Here is a 17082-nt window from a genome sequence, read left to right as displayed (position 1 = left end):
GTAAAGGGGATCAGAGGATCACGACGCGACGCCGGCGAGCGCCAGCACCGTATGCATCAGGACGTTGGCGCCGGCGGCGCAATCGGTCTGTGTCGCGTCTTCCAGCTCGTTATGGCTGATGCCGTCCTTGCAGGGCACGAACACCATCGCTGCCGGCATCACCGTGTTGAGGTTGCAGGCGTCGTGGCCGGCGCCGGAGGTGATGCGGCGATGCGAATAGCCGAGCTGCTTGGCCGCGTTCTCCACGGCGTCGACCAGCTTCGGATCGAAATGCGTCGGCGCCTTGCGCCAGACCAGATCGAGCTGAACCTCGACCTTGCGCCGCGCGGCGATCTCGGTGACCGCTGCCCGCAGGTCGCGATCCAGCGCATCCATGATCGCGGCATCGGCGCTGCGGCAATCCACCGTGAAGGCGATCTCGCCGGGGATGACGTTGCGCGAGGGCGCAGCGATCACCGCCTCGCCGATGGTGCCAACCGCCTTCGGGCCATGCTTTTTGGCGATGCTTTCCATCGCCAGCACGATCTCCGACAGCGTCGCCAGCGCATCGCGGCGCAGCGGCATCGGGGTCGAGCCGGCATGGCTCTCGAAGCCGGTGATCTTGCCGTCGTACCACAACACGCCCTGGCCGGAATCGACCACGCCGATGGTCTTGCCCTCGGCCTCCAGGATCGGGCCCTGCTCGATATGCAGCTCGACAAAGCTGGTGAATTTCTGGCGGCCGACCGGGGCATCGCCGCGATAACCAATCGAGTCGAGTGCCTGCGCCACCGTGACGCCTTCGGCGTCCTTGCGCGACAGGATGTCGTCGGTGGTGAAATCGCCGACATAGGCGGCCGAGGCCATCATCGCCGGCGCAAAGCGCGAGCCTTCCTCATTGGTCCAGTTGCAGATGCAGATCGGCAGCTCAGTCTCGATGCCGGCATCGTTGAGCGTGCGCACCAGTTCGAGCCCGGCCAGCGTGCCGAGGATGCCGTCATATTTGCCGCCGGTCGGCTGGGTGTCGAGATGCGAGCCGACGCCGATCGGTGGCTTCGACATATCCCGTCCTTTCCGCAACCCGAACATCGAGCCGAGCGCATCGACCTGCACTTCGAGGCCGGCGTTCTCGCACGCCTTGCGGAACCAGTCGCGCACCTGCTTGTCCTCGGCGCTCAGGGTCAGGCGCCGCACGCCGCCCTTCTGTGTTGCGCCGAACTGCGCGGTTTCGTGGATGCTGCCCCAGAGGCGGGCGGAATCGATCTGCAGGTTGGTCGCGGCTCGGCTCATGTCGTCAGTCCATTTCAGCTGTCATTCCGGGGTGGCTCGAAGAGCCGAACCCGGAATCTCGAGATTCCGGGTTCGATGCTGACGCATCGCCCCGGAATGACGTTTGATTATCCGGCACTTGTTCAATGACGCGCCGCTTCCACCGCGTCAACCGCCACGCTCGCCTGCGCGATCTGCCTGGCGAGATGAGCGACGCGCTCGATGGCGACCGCATCGGGGGAGGCGAGCCAGCTTGCGGTGAAGGTGAGGGGCGGCAGCTTGAGGTCGGTATCGAGCAGTTGCAACCGCCCGTCGGCAAGCTCGTTCTCGACGATCGCCGATGGAATCACCGCAATGCCAAGGCCTTCATTGGCCATATGGATCCCGGTTGCGAGCGAGGTCGAGGCATGCAGCCGGATCGGCGGCAGATCGGGGGCGTTGAACAATGCGCGCACGGTCTCATAGGGCTGGGTCTTGCGCGGAAAGGTGATGATCGGAAACCGCGCCAGATCCTGCCGCGCCACCGGGCCGTCGCCGAGGCCGAGCGCCGGGCTGGCCAGGAAGCCGATCGGATAATCGCACAGCACATGGTTATGCACGCCGGAGGCCGAGACCGGTCCGAGCACGAAGGCGAGTTCGATCTCCTGCGCCAGCAGCCGCGGGGTCAGGTTCGGCGTGATGTCGACCTCGATCTCCAGCGACAGGTTCGGATAGATTTCGTTGACGCTCTTGACCAGCCGCGGCAGCCAGGTGTGCACGATGGTCTCCGCGACACCGAGCCGCAGCGCGCCGCGCATCGCCGAACGGTCGCCGACCTCGGCCATCATCTCCGAGCGCAGGCCGATCAGCTTCTCGGCGTAGGTCATCATCAGCCGGCCGCTCGGCGTCGGCGAGGCCACGCGATGATCGCGGTTCAACAGCTTGACGCCCATCTCGCGCTCGAGCTGGGCAATGCGCTGGGAGATCGCCGGCTGGGTGGTGTTGAGCCGCTGGGCGGCGCCGCGGAAGCTGCCGAGCTTGACGACCCAGAGGAAGGTTTCGATCGAGCGGGATTCCGTCATTGGAAGCATATCCCCGATCGATAAATTCGACTTATCGATTTTGATTAGAAAGGACGATTAGACATTATATCACGCTTGGTGTTGGTTTGTCCTTGTCGAGATTATGGGCAGGAGGCTCCCATGACTGTTTTTGCGGCAGTGCAGCGATCTCAGGGTGAACCGGTGCCGGCAAGCGTCGAGGCGCGGCGCGCCTGCCGTGACGGTGTGGCCTCGGCCACGACAGCCGGTCTCGCCAACGGGTTCGTCCAGGGCAATCTCGCGATCCTGCCGGAAAAGCTCGCCGGCGCCTTCCACCGGTTCTGCCAGCTCAATCCGAAACCGTGCCCGATCATCGGCATGTCCGATGTCGGCGATCCCCGTATCCCCGCGCTCGGCCTCGACCTCGACATCCGCACCGACGTGCCGCGCTACCGGGTCTGGCGCGACGGCGAGGTGGCCGACGAGCCCACCGACATCACGAAATACTGGCGCGACGATCTCGTCACCTTCGTGCTCGGCTGCTCGTACTCGTTCGAAGAGGCGCTGCTCGATGAGGGACTGCCGATCCGTCATATCGAACGCAATCTGCGTGTGCCAATGTACCGCACCAACATCGCCTGCAGCCCGTCGGGGCCGTTCGCGGGACCCATGGTGGTGTCGATGCGCCCGTTCAAGCCGGCAGATGCGATCCGCGCGGTGCAGATCACCTCGCGCTTCCCGTCGGTGCATGGCGCGCCGGTCCATCTCGGCCATCCGCATGCGATCGGCATCAAGGATATCGCCAAGCCCGACTATGGCGATGCGGTGCCGGTGGCCGACGACGAGATCCCTGTGTTCTGGGCCTGCGGCGTGACCCCGCAATCGGTGATCGCAAGTGCGAAGCTGCCGTTCGCGATCACGCATTCGCCCGGCCTGATGCTGGTGACCGATCTCAGGAACAAGCAGCTCGCTGTGCTCTGAATAGGCAATTCGTGCAATTCATTGAGGCTTTACTGCGCGCTACAAGCATCACATCGATTAAGAACAAAGCTGATCAAGGGGAATTTCGAATGATGATCTCTCGCCGTAACGTATTGCTTGGCGCCTCCGCCGCCGCGCTGGCACCGATCGTGGCCCGCGCGCAAACCTCCGAAGTCGTCATTGGCATCATCTATCCGTTCTCCGGCGGCAGCGCGCAGCAGGGCGTCGATGCGCAGAAGGCCTATGAGACCGCGCTCGACGTCATCAACAAGGACCATGATTTCGACCTGCCGCTCGCGAAGGGCGAGGGCCTGCCGGGCCTCGGCGGCGCCAAGATCCGTCTCGTGTTTGCCGACCACCAGGCCGATCCGCAGAAGGGCCGTGCCGAAGCCGAGCGCCTGATCACGCAGGAGAAGGTCTGCGCCGTGATCGGCACCTATCAGAGCGCGGTCGCGGTCACCGTCAGCCAGATCTGCGAACGCTACGGCGTCCCGTTCCTCTCGGCCGACAATTCCTCGCCGAGCCTGCATCGCCGCGGTTTGAAGTTCTATTTCCGTGCGGCGCCGCATGACGAGATGTACTCGGCCGCGATGTTCGATTTCTACGATGCGATGAAGAAGAAGGGCACCAAGATCGAGACGCTGTCGCTGTTCCACGAGGATACCATCTTCGGCACCGACTCCGGCAACGCCCAGACCAAGATCGCCGGCGAACGCGGCTACAAGATCGTCGCCGATATCAAGTACCGCGCCAATTCGCCGTCGCTGTCGGCCGAGGTGCAGCAGCTGAAAACCGCGAATGCCGACGTGCTGATGCCGTCGAGCTATACGACGGACGGCATCCTGCTGGTCAAGACCATGGCCGAACTCGGCTACAAGCCGAATGCGATCGTCGCCCAGGATGCGGGCTTTTCCGAGAAGGCGCTGTATGACGCGGTCGGCGACAAGCTGGAAGGCGTGATCTCGCGCGGCACCTTCTCGCTCGACCTCGCCACCAAGCGTCCGATGGTCGGCAAGCTCAACGCCATGTTCAAGGAACGTTCGGGCAAGGACTTCAACGATCTCACCTCGCGCCAGTTCATGGGCCTGATCGTGATGGCCGACGCCATCAACCGCGCCAAGTCGACCGATGGCGAGAAGATCCGCGAGGCGCTGGTCGCGACCGACATTCCGGGCGAGCAGACCATCATGCCCTGGAAGCGGGTCAAGTTCGACGACATGGGCCAGAACAACGACGCCGATCCGGTGCTGCTGCAATATGTCGGCGGCAAGTTTGTCACCATCTTCCCGCCGCAGGCCGCGATCGCCGACGCGGTCTGGCCGATGAAATAGGCCGGGATGGCGCAAGGGGCGGGGGGAGCGAGCACTGTGACAGCGAACGAGATCATTCAGCGCACTACGCATTTCGTCATTGCGAGGAGCGAAGCGGCGGCGCAACGCAGTCTTGCTTGCGGGACGATGGCTTGCTCCGCTTCGCCGGCAACGACACGCGATGGCATGGCAGGCGTCGCGAGGCGCCAGCCGTGACCGCCCAAGCCATTATCCAGAGTCTGGCGAGCGGCCTTCTGATGGGGCTGCTCTACGGACTGATCGCCGCCGGCCTCGCCTTGATCTTCGGGCTGATGGACGTCGTGAATTTCGCGCACGGCGAATTCCTGATGATCGCGATGTACGCGACCTTCTTCCTGTTCGCGTTCTTTGCGATCGACCCGTTGCTGTCGGCGCCGCTGGTCGCCGCCGCCTTGTTCGTGTTCGGTGCGGTGGTCTATCTCCTGATCGCCCGCTTCGCCGTGCGGGCGAAGGCCAATGCCGGCATGGTGCAGATCTTCTCGACCTTCGGCCTTGCCATCGTGATGCGGGGTCTGGCGCAGTTCTTCTTCACACCTGATTATCGCAGCGTCACCCACTCCTGGCTCGGCGGCAAGACGATCTCGGTTGCCGGCATCTACCTGCCCGTGCCGCAATTGGTCGGCGCGCTGGTCTCGATCGCGGCCTTCGTTGCGCTCTATTTCTTCATCAACCGCACCGATTTCGGCCGTGCGCTGGAAGCGACGCGCGAGGATGCCGGGGCGGTGGCCCTGGTCGGCATCGACAAGAACCGCGTGTTCGCGCTGGGCTGGGGCCTTGGTGCGGCGCTGGTCGGGCTTGCGGGCGCGATCATGGCGACCTTCTTCTACATCTATCCCGACGTCGGCGCCTCCTTTGCCCTGATCGCCTATGTCACCGTGGCGCTCGGCGGCTTCGGCAGCGTGTTCGGCGCCTTTGCCGGCGGCATCATCGTCGGCCTGGTGGAGGCGAGCACCGCGCTGATCCTGCCGCCGTCGCTGAAATCGGTTGGCATCTACGCCGTCTATCTCCTGGTCGTCTTCATCCGCCCGCGTGGCCTGTTCGGATCGATGTGATGGACACCCACTTCGCCCAACGCCGCAGGCGTGACCTGATCGTGGCGCTTTGCCTGGCGGTGATCGCCGCGATCGTGCCGCTGTTCGTCAAGGACGTCTACGTCCAGAACATCATGGTGCTGACCCTGATGTATGCCGCGCTGTCGCAGAGCTGGAACATATTGTCCGGCTATTGCGGGCAGATCTCGCTCGGGCATGCGCTGTATTTCGGGCTCGGCGCCTACACCACCGCGCTGCTGTTCACCAAGTTCGGCGTGCTGCCGTGGTTCGGCATGCTGGCGGGCGGCGTGATCTCCGCCTTGATCGCGATGGCGCTCGGCTATCCCTGCTTCCGGCTGCGCGGGCATTATTTCGTGATCGCGACCATCGTGATCGCCGAGATCGCGCTGTTGTTGATCCAGAACTGGGATTGGGCGGGTGCCGCGCTCGGCATCACGATTCCGATGCGCGGCGACAGCTGGCTGAAATTCCAGTTCGCCCGATCCAAGCTGCCATATTTCTACTTCGCGCTGGCGCTCGCCTGCGTCGCCTGGTTCGTCACCTGGTGGCTGGAGGACTCCAAATGGGGCTATTGGTGGCGCGCGGTAAAGGACAATCCCGATGCCGCCGAAAGCCTCGGCGTGGTCGTGTTCAATTCCAAGATGGGCGCCGCGGCGGTCTCGGCATTCCTGGTCGCGGTCGGCGGCGGCTTCTACGCCCAGTTCGTCTCCTATATCGATCCTGAAAGCGTGATGGGCTTCCAGTTCTCGCTGCTGATGGCACTGCCCGCGGTGCTCGGCGGCATCGGCACGCTGTGGGGGCCGGTGCTCGGCGCTGTCATCCTGATCCCGCTCACCGAGCTGACGCGCTCGTTCGTCGGCGGTTCGGGGCGAGGCGTCGACCTGATCGTCTACGGCACGCTGATCGTCTTGATCTCGCTGGCGCTGCCGCGCGGCCTGGTCAGCGTGTTCGGCAAGGTCCCTTGGCGCAAGGAAGCCGCACGATGACGGCACTGTTGGAAACCCGCGGCGTCTGGCAACGCTTCGGAGGCCTCGTCGCCAACAGCGATGTCTCGATCTCGGTCGGGCGCGGCGAGATCGTCGGCCTGATCGGCCCGAACGGCGCCGGCAAGTCGACGCTGTTCAATCTGATCGCGGGGGTGCTGCCGCCGACCCAAGGTTCGATCATCTTCGACGGCGAGGACGTCACCCGGCTGCCGGCAGCGGAACGCTGCCAGCGCGGCGTCGGACGCACCTTCCAGGTGGTCAAGAGCTTCGAGACCATGACCGTGATCGACAACGTCATCGTCGGCGCGCTGATCCGCAACACGAAGATGCGTGTTGCGCGGCAGAAAGCCTACGAGGTGCTGGAATTCTGCGGCCTTGCGGCGCGCGCCGAAAAGCTTGCCGCCGACCTCGTCCCGTCGGAGAAGCGCCGGCTCGAGGTCGCGCGTGCGCTGGCGACCGAACCGAAGCTGCTGTTGCTCGACGAGGTCCTCACCGGTCTGACGCCGGTCGAGGCGCAGACCGGCGTCGAACTGGTGCGCAAGGTCCGCGCCACCGGCGTCACTGTGCTGATGGTCGAGCATGTGATGGAGATCGTGATGCCGCTGGTCGACCGCGCCATCGTGCTCAATCTCGGCAAGGTGCTCGTCGAGGGCAAGCCCGCCGAGGTCGTCCGCAATCCAGAGGTCATTTCTGCCTATCTCGGGGATCGTCATGCTGTCGGTGCGTGAAGTCACCACCGCCTATCAGGGCCTGGTCGCGATCTCCTCGGTGTCGATCGACGTCACCAAGGGTGAGATCGTCTGCGTCGCCGGCGCCAACGGTGCGGGCAAGTCGACGCTGCTCAAATCGATCGCTGGCGCCGAGCGGCCGCGCGCAGGGACCGTCACCTTCGACGGCAAGCGCATCGACGGTCAGCCGCAGCACGTCATCACGTCGAGCGGCATCGCCTTCGTGCCGGAAAACCGCCGGCTGTTTCCGCGGCTCTCGGTGCACGACAATCTGCGGCTCGGCAGCTACCTCTATCGCAGCGAGGCCAATCGCGACGCGCCGCTCGATCTGGTGTTCCAGCTGTTCCCGCGGCTCGCCGAGCGGCTCGACCAGCGCGCCGAGACGCTGTCCGGCGGCGAGCAGCAGATGCTCGCGATCGGCCGCGCGCTGATGACGCGGCCGCGGCTTCTGATGCTTGATGAACCGTCGCAGGGCATCATGCCGAAGCTGGTCGACGAGATCTTCCAGGCCGTGAAGCGCATCCGCGACGCCGGCATGACGGTTCTGATCGTCGAGCAGCGCATGGCCGAGTGTTTGGAGATCGCCGACCGCGCCTACATCCTGCAGACCGGCCGCGTGCTGATGCAGGGCACCGCCGCCGAGATCAGCGGCAATCCCGACGTGCGCAAGGCGTATCTGGGATTGTAGCGGAAAAATATCTCCGCGCACTCCGACGTCATCCCCGCGCAAAGGCGAAGCCTTTGTCGCTGGAGGTGCGAGCCTTGCGGCGCAATTGCGCCGCTGGGCGAGCCTCGAAGGATGGCCACAAGTGCGTCCGCGGCTATCCTTCGAGGCGCGCCGAAGAGGCGCGCACCTCAGGATGACGCCGGAATTTGTGGCGCGGTGTTCGGCTCGTAGCCCGGATGAGCGACTTGTCCGCCGTAGCTCGAAGAGCGAAGGCGGAAGCGACATCCGGGGCGTCCCGCATATTGCGGAGCCTGTCATCGGGCGCGCGTTCGCGCGACCCGTTGGCTCATGCGGGCTACGAATCCAGCCCACGCATCCTACTTGCCCTGTTCGACCTTTTCGACTTTGGCCGCGAGGTCGGGCACGCGGCTGACGCGGTAGGTCGCGTTGCTGCAGGTCAGGGTCCAGGCCTCGTTGTCGGGCTTGGAGAGCTTGTCGTCCCGTTCGGCCTTGAGCGGCTTGTCGCAGGCATAGCCCTGCGCGCGCAGCTGGACCGCAAGCAGGTCCTGCAAGGTCTCCTCGGCCTGCGCAGTGGATCCCGCCAGGCCGCCGACGAACAGAGCCGCGAATGCCAAGCCTGTGAACTTCGTCATGACTGTCCTCCGCATGTCTCACCTCTGCTATGTCTAGTCGGTAGATTCCTACACCTGTTGCAGTGACGCGCCTCTTTCCATGAGGGTGAGGGGCGTTCCGTTGTATTCGATCCGTTCGAAGGTCTTCCAGCCCAGCCGCGCATACATCGCTTCGCTGTGCGGGGTGAACAAGTACAGCCGGTCGAATCCCAGTTTGGCGCTTTCATCGATGGCGCGCAGACTCAATGCGGAGGCGATTCCCTGTCCGCGATGTTCCCGGGGCACGTATACCGAGGACAGCCACGGCGTCAGATGCTTGTGGATGATGCTCGCCGCAAGGATGCCGGCCGATCCCAACGGCGTCCCGTCCTCGCTCAATGCAACAATCGCCATCGGCCGCGCGTCTTTCTGGAGCGATCGACGGAGCCTCTCGGTTCGATCTTCGAGCGGGGCCGCCGGCGTGAGGTAGCCGAATTGCGCGTGCTGCCATGCCGCGATCGTTGGCACGAGTGCTGGATGGTCAGCCAGATATTCGATCGTTGCTTTCGGTTGTCCGATCAAATGTTCAATCATGCCCGTGTTCCGGCAACGTCAACCCGAACACCTTGGTCAACTCCTTGACCTGTTCCGGCGACAGATACCGCGGGTTCAGCCCGCGCAGCAGCAGATAAAGCTTTGCGGTTTCTTCCAGCTCCTCGGTTGCGAACACCGCGGCCTCCAGCGTGTCGCCCGACACGACGGGGCCGTGATTGGCGAGCAGCACCGATGAATATTTCCCGGCCAGCCCCCTGATCGCGTCGGCAACGGCGGGATCGCCGGGGCGATAATAGGGCACCAGCGCGGTCTGGCCGCATTTCATCACGTAATAGGCCGTCATCGCCGGCAGTGCGGCGCGCGGGTCGATCTCGGGCAGCATCGAGAGCGCGACCGAATGGGTCGAGTGCAGGTGCACCACGGCGCCGGCGCTCGTGCGGGTCTGGTAGAGCGCGGTGTGCAGCGGCACTTCCTTGTCGGGGCATCGCCGGAGACCAGCCGGCCGTTGCCGTCGAGCCGCGACATTTTCGCCGGATCGAGGAAGCCGAGCGAGGCGTTGGTCGGTGTCACCAGCCAGCCGCCGTCGTCGAGCCGGACGCTGATATTGCCCGAGGAGCCCGGCGTCAGCCCGCGCTCGAACAGCGAGCGGCCGAAGCGGCAAATGTCCTCACGAAGCTTTGTCTCGCTCATCCGGTTTCGCCTGTTCCGGCTCGCTCATGGCGCCATCCGTTTTCCGCTTTGTCTCATGCTTTGGCAGCGCGGCCAAGCCGTGTTAGGCAAGCAGTAACGAGCATGATCCGGAAAACGGCAATCATGCTCTAACAAGTAAAAATTTGAGGATCGCCGCATGTCCAGTTCCGCAACACCACGCGTCGCCGTCATCGGGCTGGGGTCGATGGGATATGGCATGGCGACCTCGCTCAGGCGGGCCGGTCTCGCCGTGACCGGCTGCGACGTCTCGGCCGACGCCGTCGCACGCTTCGTGGTCGATGGCGGCACGGGCGCCGGCTCGCCGGCCGAGGCGGCCAAGGATGCCGATATCGTCGTCAGCGTCGTCGTCAACGCGGCGCAGACCGAGGCCATCCTGTTCGGCAAGGGCGGCGCCGCCGAGACCATGGCCAGGGATGCGGTCTTCATCTCCTCGGCGACCATGGACCCCGATATCGCGCGGCGGCTGGCAAAACAGCTCGAGGCGACCGGCCGGCACTATCTCGATGCCCCGATCTCCGGCGGCGCGCAGCGCGCCGTGCAGGGCGAACTGACCATTCTCGCTTCCGGCAGCGCGGCGGCGTTCGCCAAGGCGCGGCCGGCGCTGGATGCGATGGCGGCCAAGCTCTACGAGCTCGGCGATGCGGCTGGCCAGGGCGCCGCGTTCAAGATGATCAACCAGCTGCTGGCCGGCGTGCACATCGCGGCGGCCTCGGAGGCGATCGCGTTTGCCGCCAAGCAGGGCCTCGACATCCGCAAGGTCTATGAGGTGATCACCGCCTCCGCCGGCAATTCCTGGATGTTCGAGAACCGCATCCCGCACGTGCTCGACGGCGATTATGCGCCGCGCAGCGCGGTGGAGATTTTCGTCAAAGACCTTGGCATCATCCAGGACATGGCGCGCACTGCGCGCTTCCCGGTGCCGGTCTCGGCCGCGGCCTTGCAGATGTTTTTGATGACATCGGCCGCTGGCATGGGCCGTGACGACGATGCGTCGGTGGCGCGGATGTATGCGCAAGTCACCGGCACCAAGCTTCCCGGCGCGAAATAAGAGGAGTTTGCAATGCCCCGTTTTGCCGCCAACCTCACCATGATGTTCAACGAGGTCCCGTTCCTCGACCGCTTCGAGGCGGCGGCGAAAGCGGGCTTCACCGCGGTCGAGTTCCTGTTTCCCTATGACCATCCGGCCGAGGAGGTCGGCAAACGGCTGAAGGCCGCCGGGCTGACGCAGGCGCTGTTCAACCTGCCGCCGGGCGACTGGGCCGCCGGCGAAAAGGGATTTGCGGCGCTGCCGGATCGCTTCGCCGATCTGCAGCAGAGCCTGAAGACCGCGCTGCCCTATGCAGCGGCGACCGGCGTCAAGCGGGTGCATCTGATGGCCGGCATCGCCAGTCGCAGCGATGCCACGGCGGTCGCGGCGTTTCGCAAATCGGTCGCATACGCGGCCGAGTTCTTCGCGCCGCATGGCCTCGACGTCGTGATCGAGCCGATCAATCCGCGCAACGTGCCCGGCTACTTCCTCAACGATTTCATTTTCGCGCGCGACCTGATCAACGAGCTTGGTCTCGCGAACCTGAAGCTGCAGTTCGACATCTATCACTGCCAGATCATCCATGGCGACGTCACGATGCGGCTGCGCGAGATGGTGCCTGTCATCGGCCACATCCAGATCGCCTCGATCCCCTCGCGCAACGAGCCCGACGGCGAGGAGCTGAACTATCCGTTCCTGTTCAATGAGCTCGACCGGCTCGGCTATGGCGGCTTCGTCGGCTGCGAATACAATCCGCGGGCCAAGACCACCGACGGCCTCGCCTGGTTCAAGCCCTACGCCGGAGTGAAGCCGTGACACCAGCAACAAAACTGTCGCTTGGCTGCATCGCCGACGACTACACCGGCGCCTCCGACCTCGCCAACACGCTGACCCGTGCGGGTCTCCGCACGGTGCAGACCATCGGCGTGCCCGCCGACGATCTGGCGCTGCCCGAGGTCGACGCCGTCGTGGTGTCGCTGAAGAGCCGCTCGATCGAGGCCGGCCTCGCCGTGACGCGCTCGCGCGCGGCGGAGAGCTGGCTGCGCGGCCGCGGCGCTTCCCACATCCTGTTCAAGATCTGCTCGACCTTCGATGATGCCGGCAATATCGGCCCGGTGATGGACGCGCTGCGCGCCGATTCCTCTGACAGCATCGTGCTGGTGACTCCGGCGTTCCCGGAGACCGGCCGCACCGTCTACCAGGGCAATCTGTTCGTAGGCTCCGTGCCGCTGAACGAGAGCCCGCTGAAGGATCACCCGCTCAACCCGATGCATGATTCCAATCTGGTGCGTGTGTTGGCGCGCCAGAGCAAGACCAAGGTCGGCCTGGTCGATCTGGCGACGCTGAGCCGCGGCGCTGAGGCGGTGCGCGCCAGGCTGGCCGAGCTCGCGCGCGGCGGCATCGGCGCTGCCATCGTCGACGCGGTGTTCGATCGCGACCTCGAGACCATCGGGCAGGTGGCGCTGGATCATCGCCTGTCGGTCGGCGCCTCCGGCATCGGGCTTGGTCTGGCGCGGGCGCTGGTCGCTGCGGGCAAGGCCAAATCGGACGCCGCGACTGCGATGTCCGAGGCCGCGATCGGCGGCCCGGCCGCCTGCCTCGCCGGCAGTTGCTCGCAGGCGACCCTGCGCCAGATCGCCAACGCCGGGAAGGTGATGCCGGTGCTGCACCTCGACCCCGAGCGGGTGATCGCCGGACGGGAGGAGGCGCAGCGCGCGCTCGCCTGGGCCCGAGACCGGTTCGGCGCCGGGCCGATCCTGATCGCCAGCAGCTCGACCCCCGAGGAGGTGGCAGCTCTGCAATCTCGTCATGGCCGCGATGCAGCCGGACATGCCATCGAGCAGGCGATGGCCGATATCGCGGAGGGGTTGGTGCAGTCGGGAGTGCGCAGGCTGGTGGTCGCCGGTGGTGAAACTTCAGGCGCCGTGGTCGACCGCCTGCGCATCCCGGGATTCCTGGTCGGTGCGGAAATCGCTGCAGGCGTGCCGGTTCTGCGCGCCGTCGGCGCCGGAAATGGCGAGATGGTACTTGCCCTGAAGTCGGGCAATTTCGGCGGGCCTGAGTTCTTCTCGGATGCGCTGGCATTGATGCCCTGATGCGCGCAACGCGCCGCGTGTGGCGGCGGCGAGGGACGTCTCCGTAGTTGAACGGGGAACCAAATTAACCCTGCCGAAGGAGGGGGGCTGGCTTTGATATCCGCGGCGTCCCGCAGCGCCCCCAGCCATTCGATCGGGCCTCGCGAGCCCGATATCCAAGAGACCTCACGATGTTCGCCAAATTCTCGATCCGCGCCAAGATCATTGCCGTGGTTGCGTTCCTGCTTGTCGCGATAACGGGAATGGGCTTGCTCGCGGTCAAGAACATGCGGGCGATCAATGCCAACACCGTCGACATCATGACGAGCTGGCTGCCGAGCGTACGAGCGCTTGGCGACCTGCGCGCCGGCGTCATCACTTACCGCAACGTGATCCGCGAGCACATGCTGGCCGAGACGCTGGAGGAGAAGCTGGCTGCGGAAAAGACCCTGGCAACCGTGGTCGAAGCCAACACGAAGGTCCGCGCGGTCTATGAACCGCTGATCACGTCCCCCGAGGAGCGGGCGCTTTACAATCAGTGGGTCGATAGCTGGACGCGCTACAAGAAGGGTACCGAGCAGGTGATGGAATTGTCGCGCAAGGAAGCCGGCAAGATCCCGCACGAGGCGCATGAGCTGAATGCCAAGACGGTCAACAAGATCGGGCTCGAGGCAGACGAGATCCTGCGCAAGGACATCGACCTTAACAACGCCGGTGCCGACAAGGCGGCGCAGGATGCGGCCAGCAGCTACGATTGGGGCTTCATGCTGCTTGCGATCATCCTGGGTGCCGCCATCGTCGTCGGCGTCGGCGTCAGCTTCCTGATGATCCGCGACGTCTCGGCCGGCATCGCCTCGACCGTGAGCCCGATGCAGGCGCTGGGCCGAGGCGACCTCACCGCCGTCGTGCCGCATCAGGGCGAGAAGACCGAGATCGGGGCCATGGCCGATACGCTGCAGGTGTTCAAGGAAGCCCTGGTCGCCAAGAAGGCGGCCGATGAAGCCGCTTCTGCCGATGCCGAAGCCAAGATCGAGCGCGGCCGCCGGGTCGACACCATCACCCGCAATTTCGAACAGATGATCGGCGAGATCGTGCAGACGGTGTCGTCGGCCTCGACGGAGCTCGAAGCCTCGGCGGGCACGCTGTCGTCGACCGCGCGGCGTTCGCAGGAATTGACCACCTCGGTTGCCGCGGCATCCGAGGAGGCCTCGACCAATGTACAGTCGGTGGCATCCGCGACCGAAGAGCTGTCGTCGTCGGTGACCGAGATCAGCCGTCAGGTGCAGGAATCGGCGCGGATGGCCGGCGACGCCGTCGGTCAGGCGCGCACCACCAACGATCGCGTCAGCGAGCTGTCGAAGGCCGCCGCGCGCATCGGCGACGTCGTCGAATTGATCAACACCATCGCCGGCCAGACCAACCTCCTTGCGCTGAACGCCACCATCGAGGCGGCGCGCGCCGGCGAGGCCGGCCGCGGCTTCGCGGTGGTGGCTTCCGAAGTGAAGGCCCTGGCCGAGCAAACCGCAAAGGCGACCGGCGAGATCGGCCAGCAGATCGCCGGCATCCAGGCTGCGACCCAGGAGTCGGTCGGCGCGATCAAGGAAATTTCGTCGACCATCGAGCGGCTGTCGGAGATCTCGTCCACCATTGCCGCCGCAGTCGAACAGCAGGGCGCGGCGACGCAGGAGATTTCCCGCAACGTGCAGCAGGCGGCGCAGGGCACCCAGCAGGTCTCGGCCAACATCACCGACGTGCAGCACGGCGCCAGCGAAACCGGCTCGGCCTCAAGTCAGGTGCTGTCGGCGGCGCAATCGCTGTCCGGCGACAGCAGCCGTCTCAAGCTCGAGGTCGGCAAGTTCCTCGACGCCGTCCGCGCCGCCTGAACACTGCTTTGGCGCGTCGATCAAAAGCCCGGCCGTGATGGCCGGGCTTTTTTTATCTCCGATTGAAGCTTGCTCCGTCTTTAGCGCATGGATCGACTGCACAGCGACGAAAAGTTGTGTCGGGGCGAACGCTGCAATTATTCAGAGGTGTCCGAGGATTGCGTCGTCCGTAGTCATACTGAAATTCGCGTTAACCTTGTTCTAGCAGGGTGCGTGTAGCGTTTTCAAAAAGCTGCCGGCAGTTCGGTTGAGAACATGCCGTTGTCGCGTTTCCTCCGCCCTTATGCCGCCTTGAGTGGGCCTGCGATCAGGCCCTGCGTCATGTCGATTCGCTTTTTGAAGGCGGAGCGATCGCGAAGCACGTCCGGAATTCCTTAAGTCATTAACAGCATCGGAAGATGAGAGATGTCCTGGCTGGATAATTTCAAGATCGTCGTGAAGGTCGGTCTGATCGTTGGCATTCTCGGCGTCGTCATGATCGGAGAAACCCTGTTTGCGGCGCGCCGCATGAGGGCGATGGACGATGCCAACACCGATGTCGTGACACGCGTTGACAAGTACACGACGCTGGCCACGCGCATGACGCGTCATGCCGAAGCCTATCTTTCCGCGGCGTTTCAGCTCGCCGTGGAAACCACCGACGAAGGCAACGTCAAATATCTCGCCAAGACCAAGTCAAGCGAAAAGGCCTATAAAGCAGGCATGTCGGACGTGCTCAACCACATGCCAGAGAAGGGGACGGCCATCAAACCCATCCTTGCCGGTTTCGAGAAGGCCTTCGTGGTCTGCGATCCCGGGATCGAATACGCGGCGACGACCACCTCTCCCGAAGAGAACATGAAGGCCGCCGCGCGTCTCAAGGCGGAGTGCGTTCCGCTGATGGAAGCCGCGATTACCGACCAGGTCAAACTCGTCGACGATCTGCTGGCGGATGCGCACAGGATATCCGATGCGATGACGGCGGAGGCCGATTCTTCGATCAGTACTGTGCAGATAACGGCTGCAGCCGGTCTCTTGCTGGGCCTCGCGGTCGCGATGTGGATTGGGATCGCGGGAATGTCGCGGCCCATCGCCCGCCTGAAGGCGGCGATGGAGGCGCTCGCTCGCAACGATCTCACCGCCGCTGTCCCGGGCAAGCAGCGTCGCGACGAGATCGGCGAGATGGCCCGCAGCGTCGAGGTGTTCAAGGCGAACGGGCTCGATGTCGAGCGTCTGAAGCGTGAGCAGCAGGAAGCCGACCAGCAGGCCGCCGTGCGGCGCAAGGCCGACATGACGCAACTTGCCGATGGCTTCGAAAGCGCGATCGGCCATATCGTCGAGACGGTGTCGTCCGCTTCGACCGAGCTTGAGGCCTCCGCCAACACCCTGACCGCCACGGCCGAACGCTCGCAACAGCTGGCGACCGTGGTGGCGGCGGCTTCCGGACAAGCGTCCGCCAATGTCCAGTCGGTATCTTCGGCCACCGAAGAGTTGTCGTCATCCGTCAACGAGATCAGCCGGCAGGTCCAGGAATCGGCCCGGATGGCCAACGACGCGGTCGACCAGGCCCGCACCACCAACGATCGGGTCAGCGAGCTGTCGAAGGCCGCCGCCCGCATCGGCGACGTCGTCGAGCTGATCAACACCATCGCCGGCCAGACCAACCTGTTGGCGCTGAACGCCACCATCGAGGCGGCGCGGGCCGGCGATGCCGGCCGCGGCTTCGCAGTCGTGGCGTCCGAGGTGAAGGCGCTGGCCGAGCAGACCGCGAAGGCGACCGGCGAGATCGGGCAGCAGATTTCCGGCATCCAGGCCGCGACGCAGGAGTCGGTCGGTGCGATCAAGGAGATCTCGTCGACCATCGAGCGGCTGTCGGAGATATCCTCGACGATCGCTGCCGCCGTGGAAGAGCAGGGCGCCGCGACCCAAGAGATTTCCCGCAACGTTCTGCAGGCCGCGCAGGGTACCCAGCACGTCTCGGCCAACATCACGGACGTGCAGCGTGGCGCCACCGAGACCGGCTCGGCCTCCTCGCAGGTTCTTTCGGCAGCGCAGTCACTTTCAAGTGACAGCGCGCGCCTCAAGATCGAGGTCGGCAGGTTCCTGGGCACGATACGCGCGGCCTAGCGCACAGGGGGCGATCAGGCGCGCCCATTTCTGGAGCTATGCCAAGGAAGTGAAGGCCAACTGCGTTTCCCGCGTTGGCCTTTT

15 protein-coding genes and 1 pseudogene are annotated in these 17082 nt (G+C 64.8%); 11 read left to right on the top strand and 5 right to left on the bottom strand.

Features of this window, described 5'->3' with window-relative positions; all coding sequences use genetic code 11:
- Positions 1 to 18: 18 nt before the first annotated feature.
- Together HAP54_RS44695 and HAP54_RS44690 are read right to left on the bottom strand one after the other, a co-directional pair.
- Positions 19 to 1269, bottom strand: a complete 1251-nt coding sequence (locus tag HAP54_RS44695; RefSeq protein ID WP_166203606.1) for a Zn-dependent hydrolase — start codon at positions 1267 to 1269, stop codon at positions 19 to 21.
- A 122-nt stretch (positions 1270 to 1391) separates the two neighbouring features.
- A complete protein-coding gene (locus HAP54_RS44690) occupies positions 1392 to 2309 on the bottom strand; it encodes a LysR family transcriptional regulator (RefSeq protein ID WP_166297789.1) in 918 nt (305 codons plus the stop codon).
- A gap of 120 nt (positions 2310 to 2429) precedes the next feature.
- On the opposite strand from HAP54_RS44690, the gene HAP54_RS44685 reads away from it, so the two are divergent.
- From HAP54_RS44685 to HAP54_RS44660, 6 genes are all read left to right on the top strand, one after another.
- Positions 2430 to 3248, top strand: coding sequence for a putative hydro-lyase (locus tag HAP54_RS44685; protein ID WP_057017644.1), 819 nt, complete (start codon positions 2430 to 2432; stop codon positions 3246 to 3248).
- Between the two features lie 89 nt (positions 3249 to 3337).
- Positions 3338 to 4579 carry an ABC transporter substrate-binding protein gene (locus HAP54_RS44680; RefSeq protein WP_166297788.1) on the top strand — a complete coding sequence of 414 codons (1242 nt, stop codon included), beginning with the start codon at positions 3338 to 3340 and terminating at the stop codon, positions 4577 to 4579.
- Between the two features lie 191 nt (positions 4580 to 4770).
- Positions 4771 to 5649 carry a branched-chain amino acid ABC transporter permease gene (locus HAP54_RS44675; RefSeq protein WP_166297787.1) on the top strand — a complete coding sequence of 293 codons (879 nt, stop codon included), beginning with the start codon at positions 4771 to 4773 and terminating at the stop codon, positions 5647 to 5649.
- Entirely contained in the window at positions 5649 to 6635 is a 987-nt protein-coding gene (locus HAP54_RS44670) for a branched-chain amino acid ABC transporter permease (protein WP_166297786.1), read from the top strand. Before HAP54_RS44675 ends, HAP54_RS44670 begins: the two co-directional genes overlap by 1 nt.
- Positions 6632 to 7363, top strand: a complete 732-nt coding sequence (locus tag HAP54_RS44665) for an ABC transporter ATP-binding protein (protein WP_166203615.1) — start codon at positions 6632 to 6634, stop codon at positions 7361 to 7363. The genes HAP54_RS44670 and HAP54_RS44665 overlap by 4 nt, the downstream gene beginning before the upstream one ends.
- Positions 7347 to 8051, top strand: coding sequence for an ABC transporter ATP-binding protein (locus HAP54_RS44660; protein ID WP_166297785.1), 705 nt, complete (start codon positions 7347 to 7349; stop codon positions 8049 to 8051). The genes HAP54_RS44665 and HAP54_RS44660 overlap by 17 nt, the downstream gene beginning before the upstream one ends.
- A 356-nt stretch (positions 8052 to 8407) precedes the next feature.
- On the opposite strand, the gene HAP54_RS44655 is transcribed toward HAP54_RS44660, so the two are convergent.
- From HAP54_RS44655 to HAP54_RS44645, 3 genes and pseudogenes are all read right to left on the bottom strand, one after another.
- Positions 8408 to 8683, bottom strand: coding sequence for a hypothetical protein (locus tag HAP54_RS44655; RefSeq protein WP_166297784.1), 276 nt, complete (start codon positions 8681 to 8683; stop codon positions 8408 to 8410).
- Between the two features lie 48 nt (positions 8684 to 8731).
- Positions 8732 to 9235: a GNAT family N-acetyltransferase gene (locus HAP54_RS44650; RefSeq protein ID WP_166297783.1), complete on the bottom strand. Its 504-nt coding sequence runs from the start codon at positions 9233 to 9235 to the stop codon at positions 8732 to 8734.
- A pseudogene (locus HAP54_RS44645) lies at positions 9228 to 9886 on the bottom strand (aldolase). The gene HAP54_RS44650 and the pseudogene HAP54_RS44645 overlap by 8 nt, the downstream one beginning before the upstream one ends.
- A 157-nt stretch (positions 9887 to 10043) precedes the next feature.
- Here HAP54_RS44645 and ltnD point away from each other — a divergent pair.
- The 5 genes from ltnD to HAP54_RS44620 all read left to right on the top strand — a co-directional run bounded on the left by ltnD (position 10044) and on the right by HAP54_RS44620 (position 16998).
- Positions 10044 to 10955, top strand: coding sequence for an L-threonate dehydrogenase (ltnD, locus tag HAP54_RS44640; protein ID WP_166297782.1), 912 nt, complete (start codon positions 10044 to 10046; stop codon positions 10953 to 10955).
- 12 nt (positions 10956 to 10967) lie between these two features.
- Positions 10968 to 11750: a 2-oxo-tetronate isomerase gene (gene otnI, locus HAP54_RS44635; RefSeq protein WP_166297781.1), complete on the top strand. Its 783-nt coding sequence runs from the start codon at positions 10968 to 10970 to the stop codon at positions 11748 to 11750.
- Positions 11747 to 13030, top strand: a complete 1284-nt coding sequence (gene otnK / locus HAP54_RS44630) for a 3-oxo-tetronate kinase (protein WP_166297780.1) — start codon at positions 11747 to 11749, stop codon at positions 13028 to 13030. The genes otnI and otnK overlap by 4 nt, the downstream gene beginning before the upstream one ends.
- Positions 13031 to 13200: 170 nt before the next feature.
- The gene (locus tag HAP54_RS44625) at positions 13201 to 14892 is read left to right on the top strand and encodes a methyl-accepting chemotaxis protein (protein WP_166297779.1); all 1692 of its coding nucleotides are present in this window, start codon (positions 13201 to 13203) and stop codon (positions 14890 to 14892) included.
- A gap of 405 nt (positions 14893 to 15297) precedes the next feature.
- On the top strand, positions 15298 to 16998 hold the full coding sequence (locus HAP54_RS44620; protein WP_166297778.1) for a methyl-accepting chemotaxis protein: 1701 nt from the start codon (positions 15298 to 15300) through the stop codon (positions 16996 to 16998).
- Positions 16999 to 17082: the final 84 nt, after the last annotated feature.

This window comes from Bradyrhizobium sp. 2S1 (genome assembly GCF_011516625.5).
Taxonomy (GTDB): Bacteria; Pseudomonadota; Alphaproteobacteria; order Rhizobiales; family Xanthobacteraceae; genus Bradyrhizobium; species Bradyrhizobium septentrionale.
Note: the sequence above shows the minus strand (reverse complement) of the source record. Positions and strands in the feature narration are given on the sequence as shown.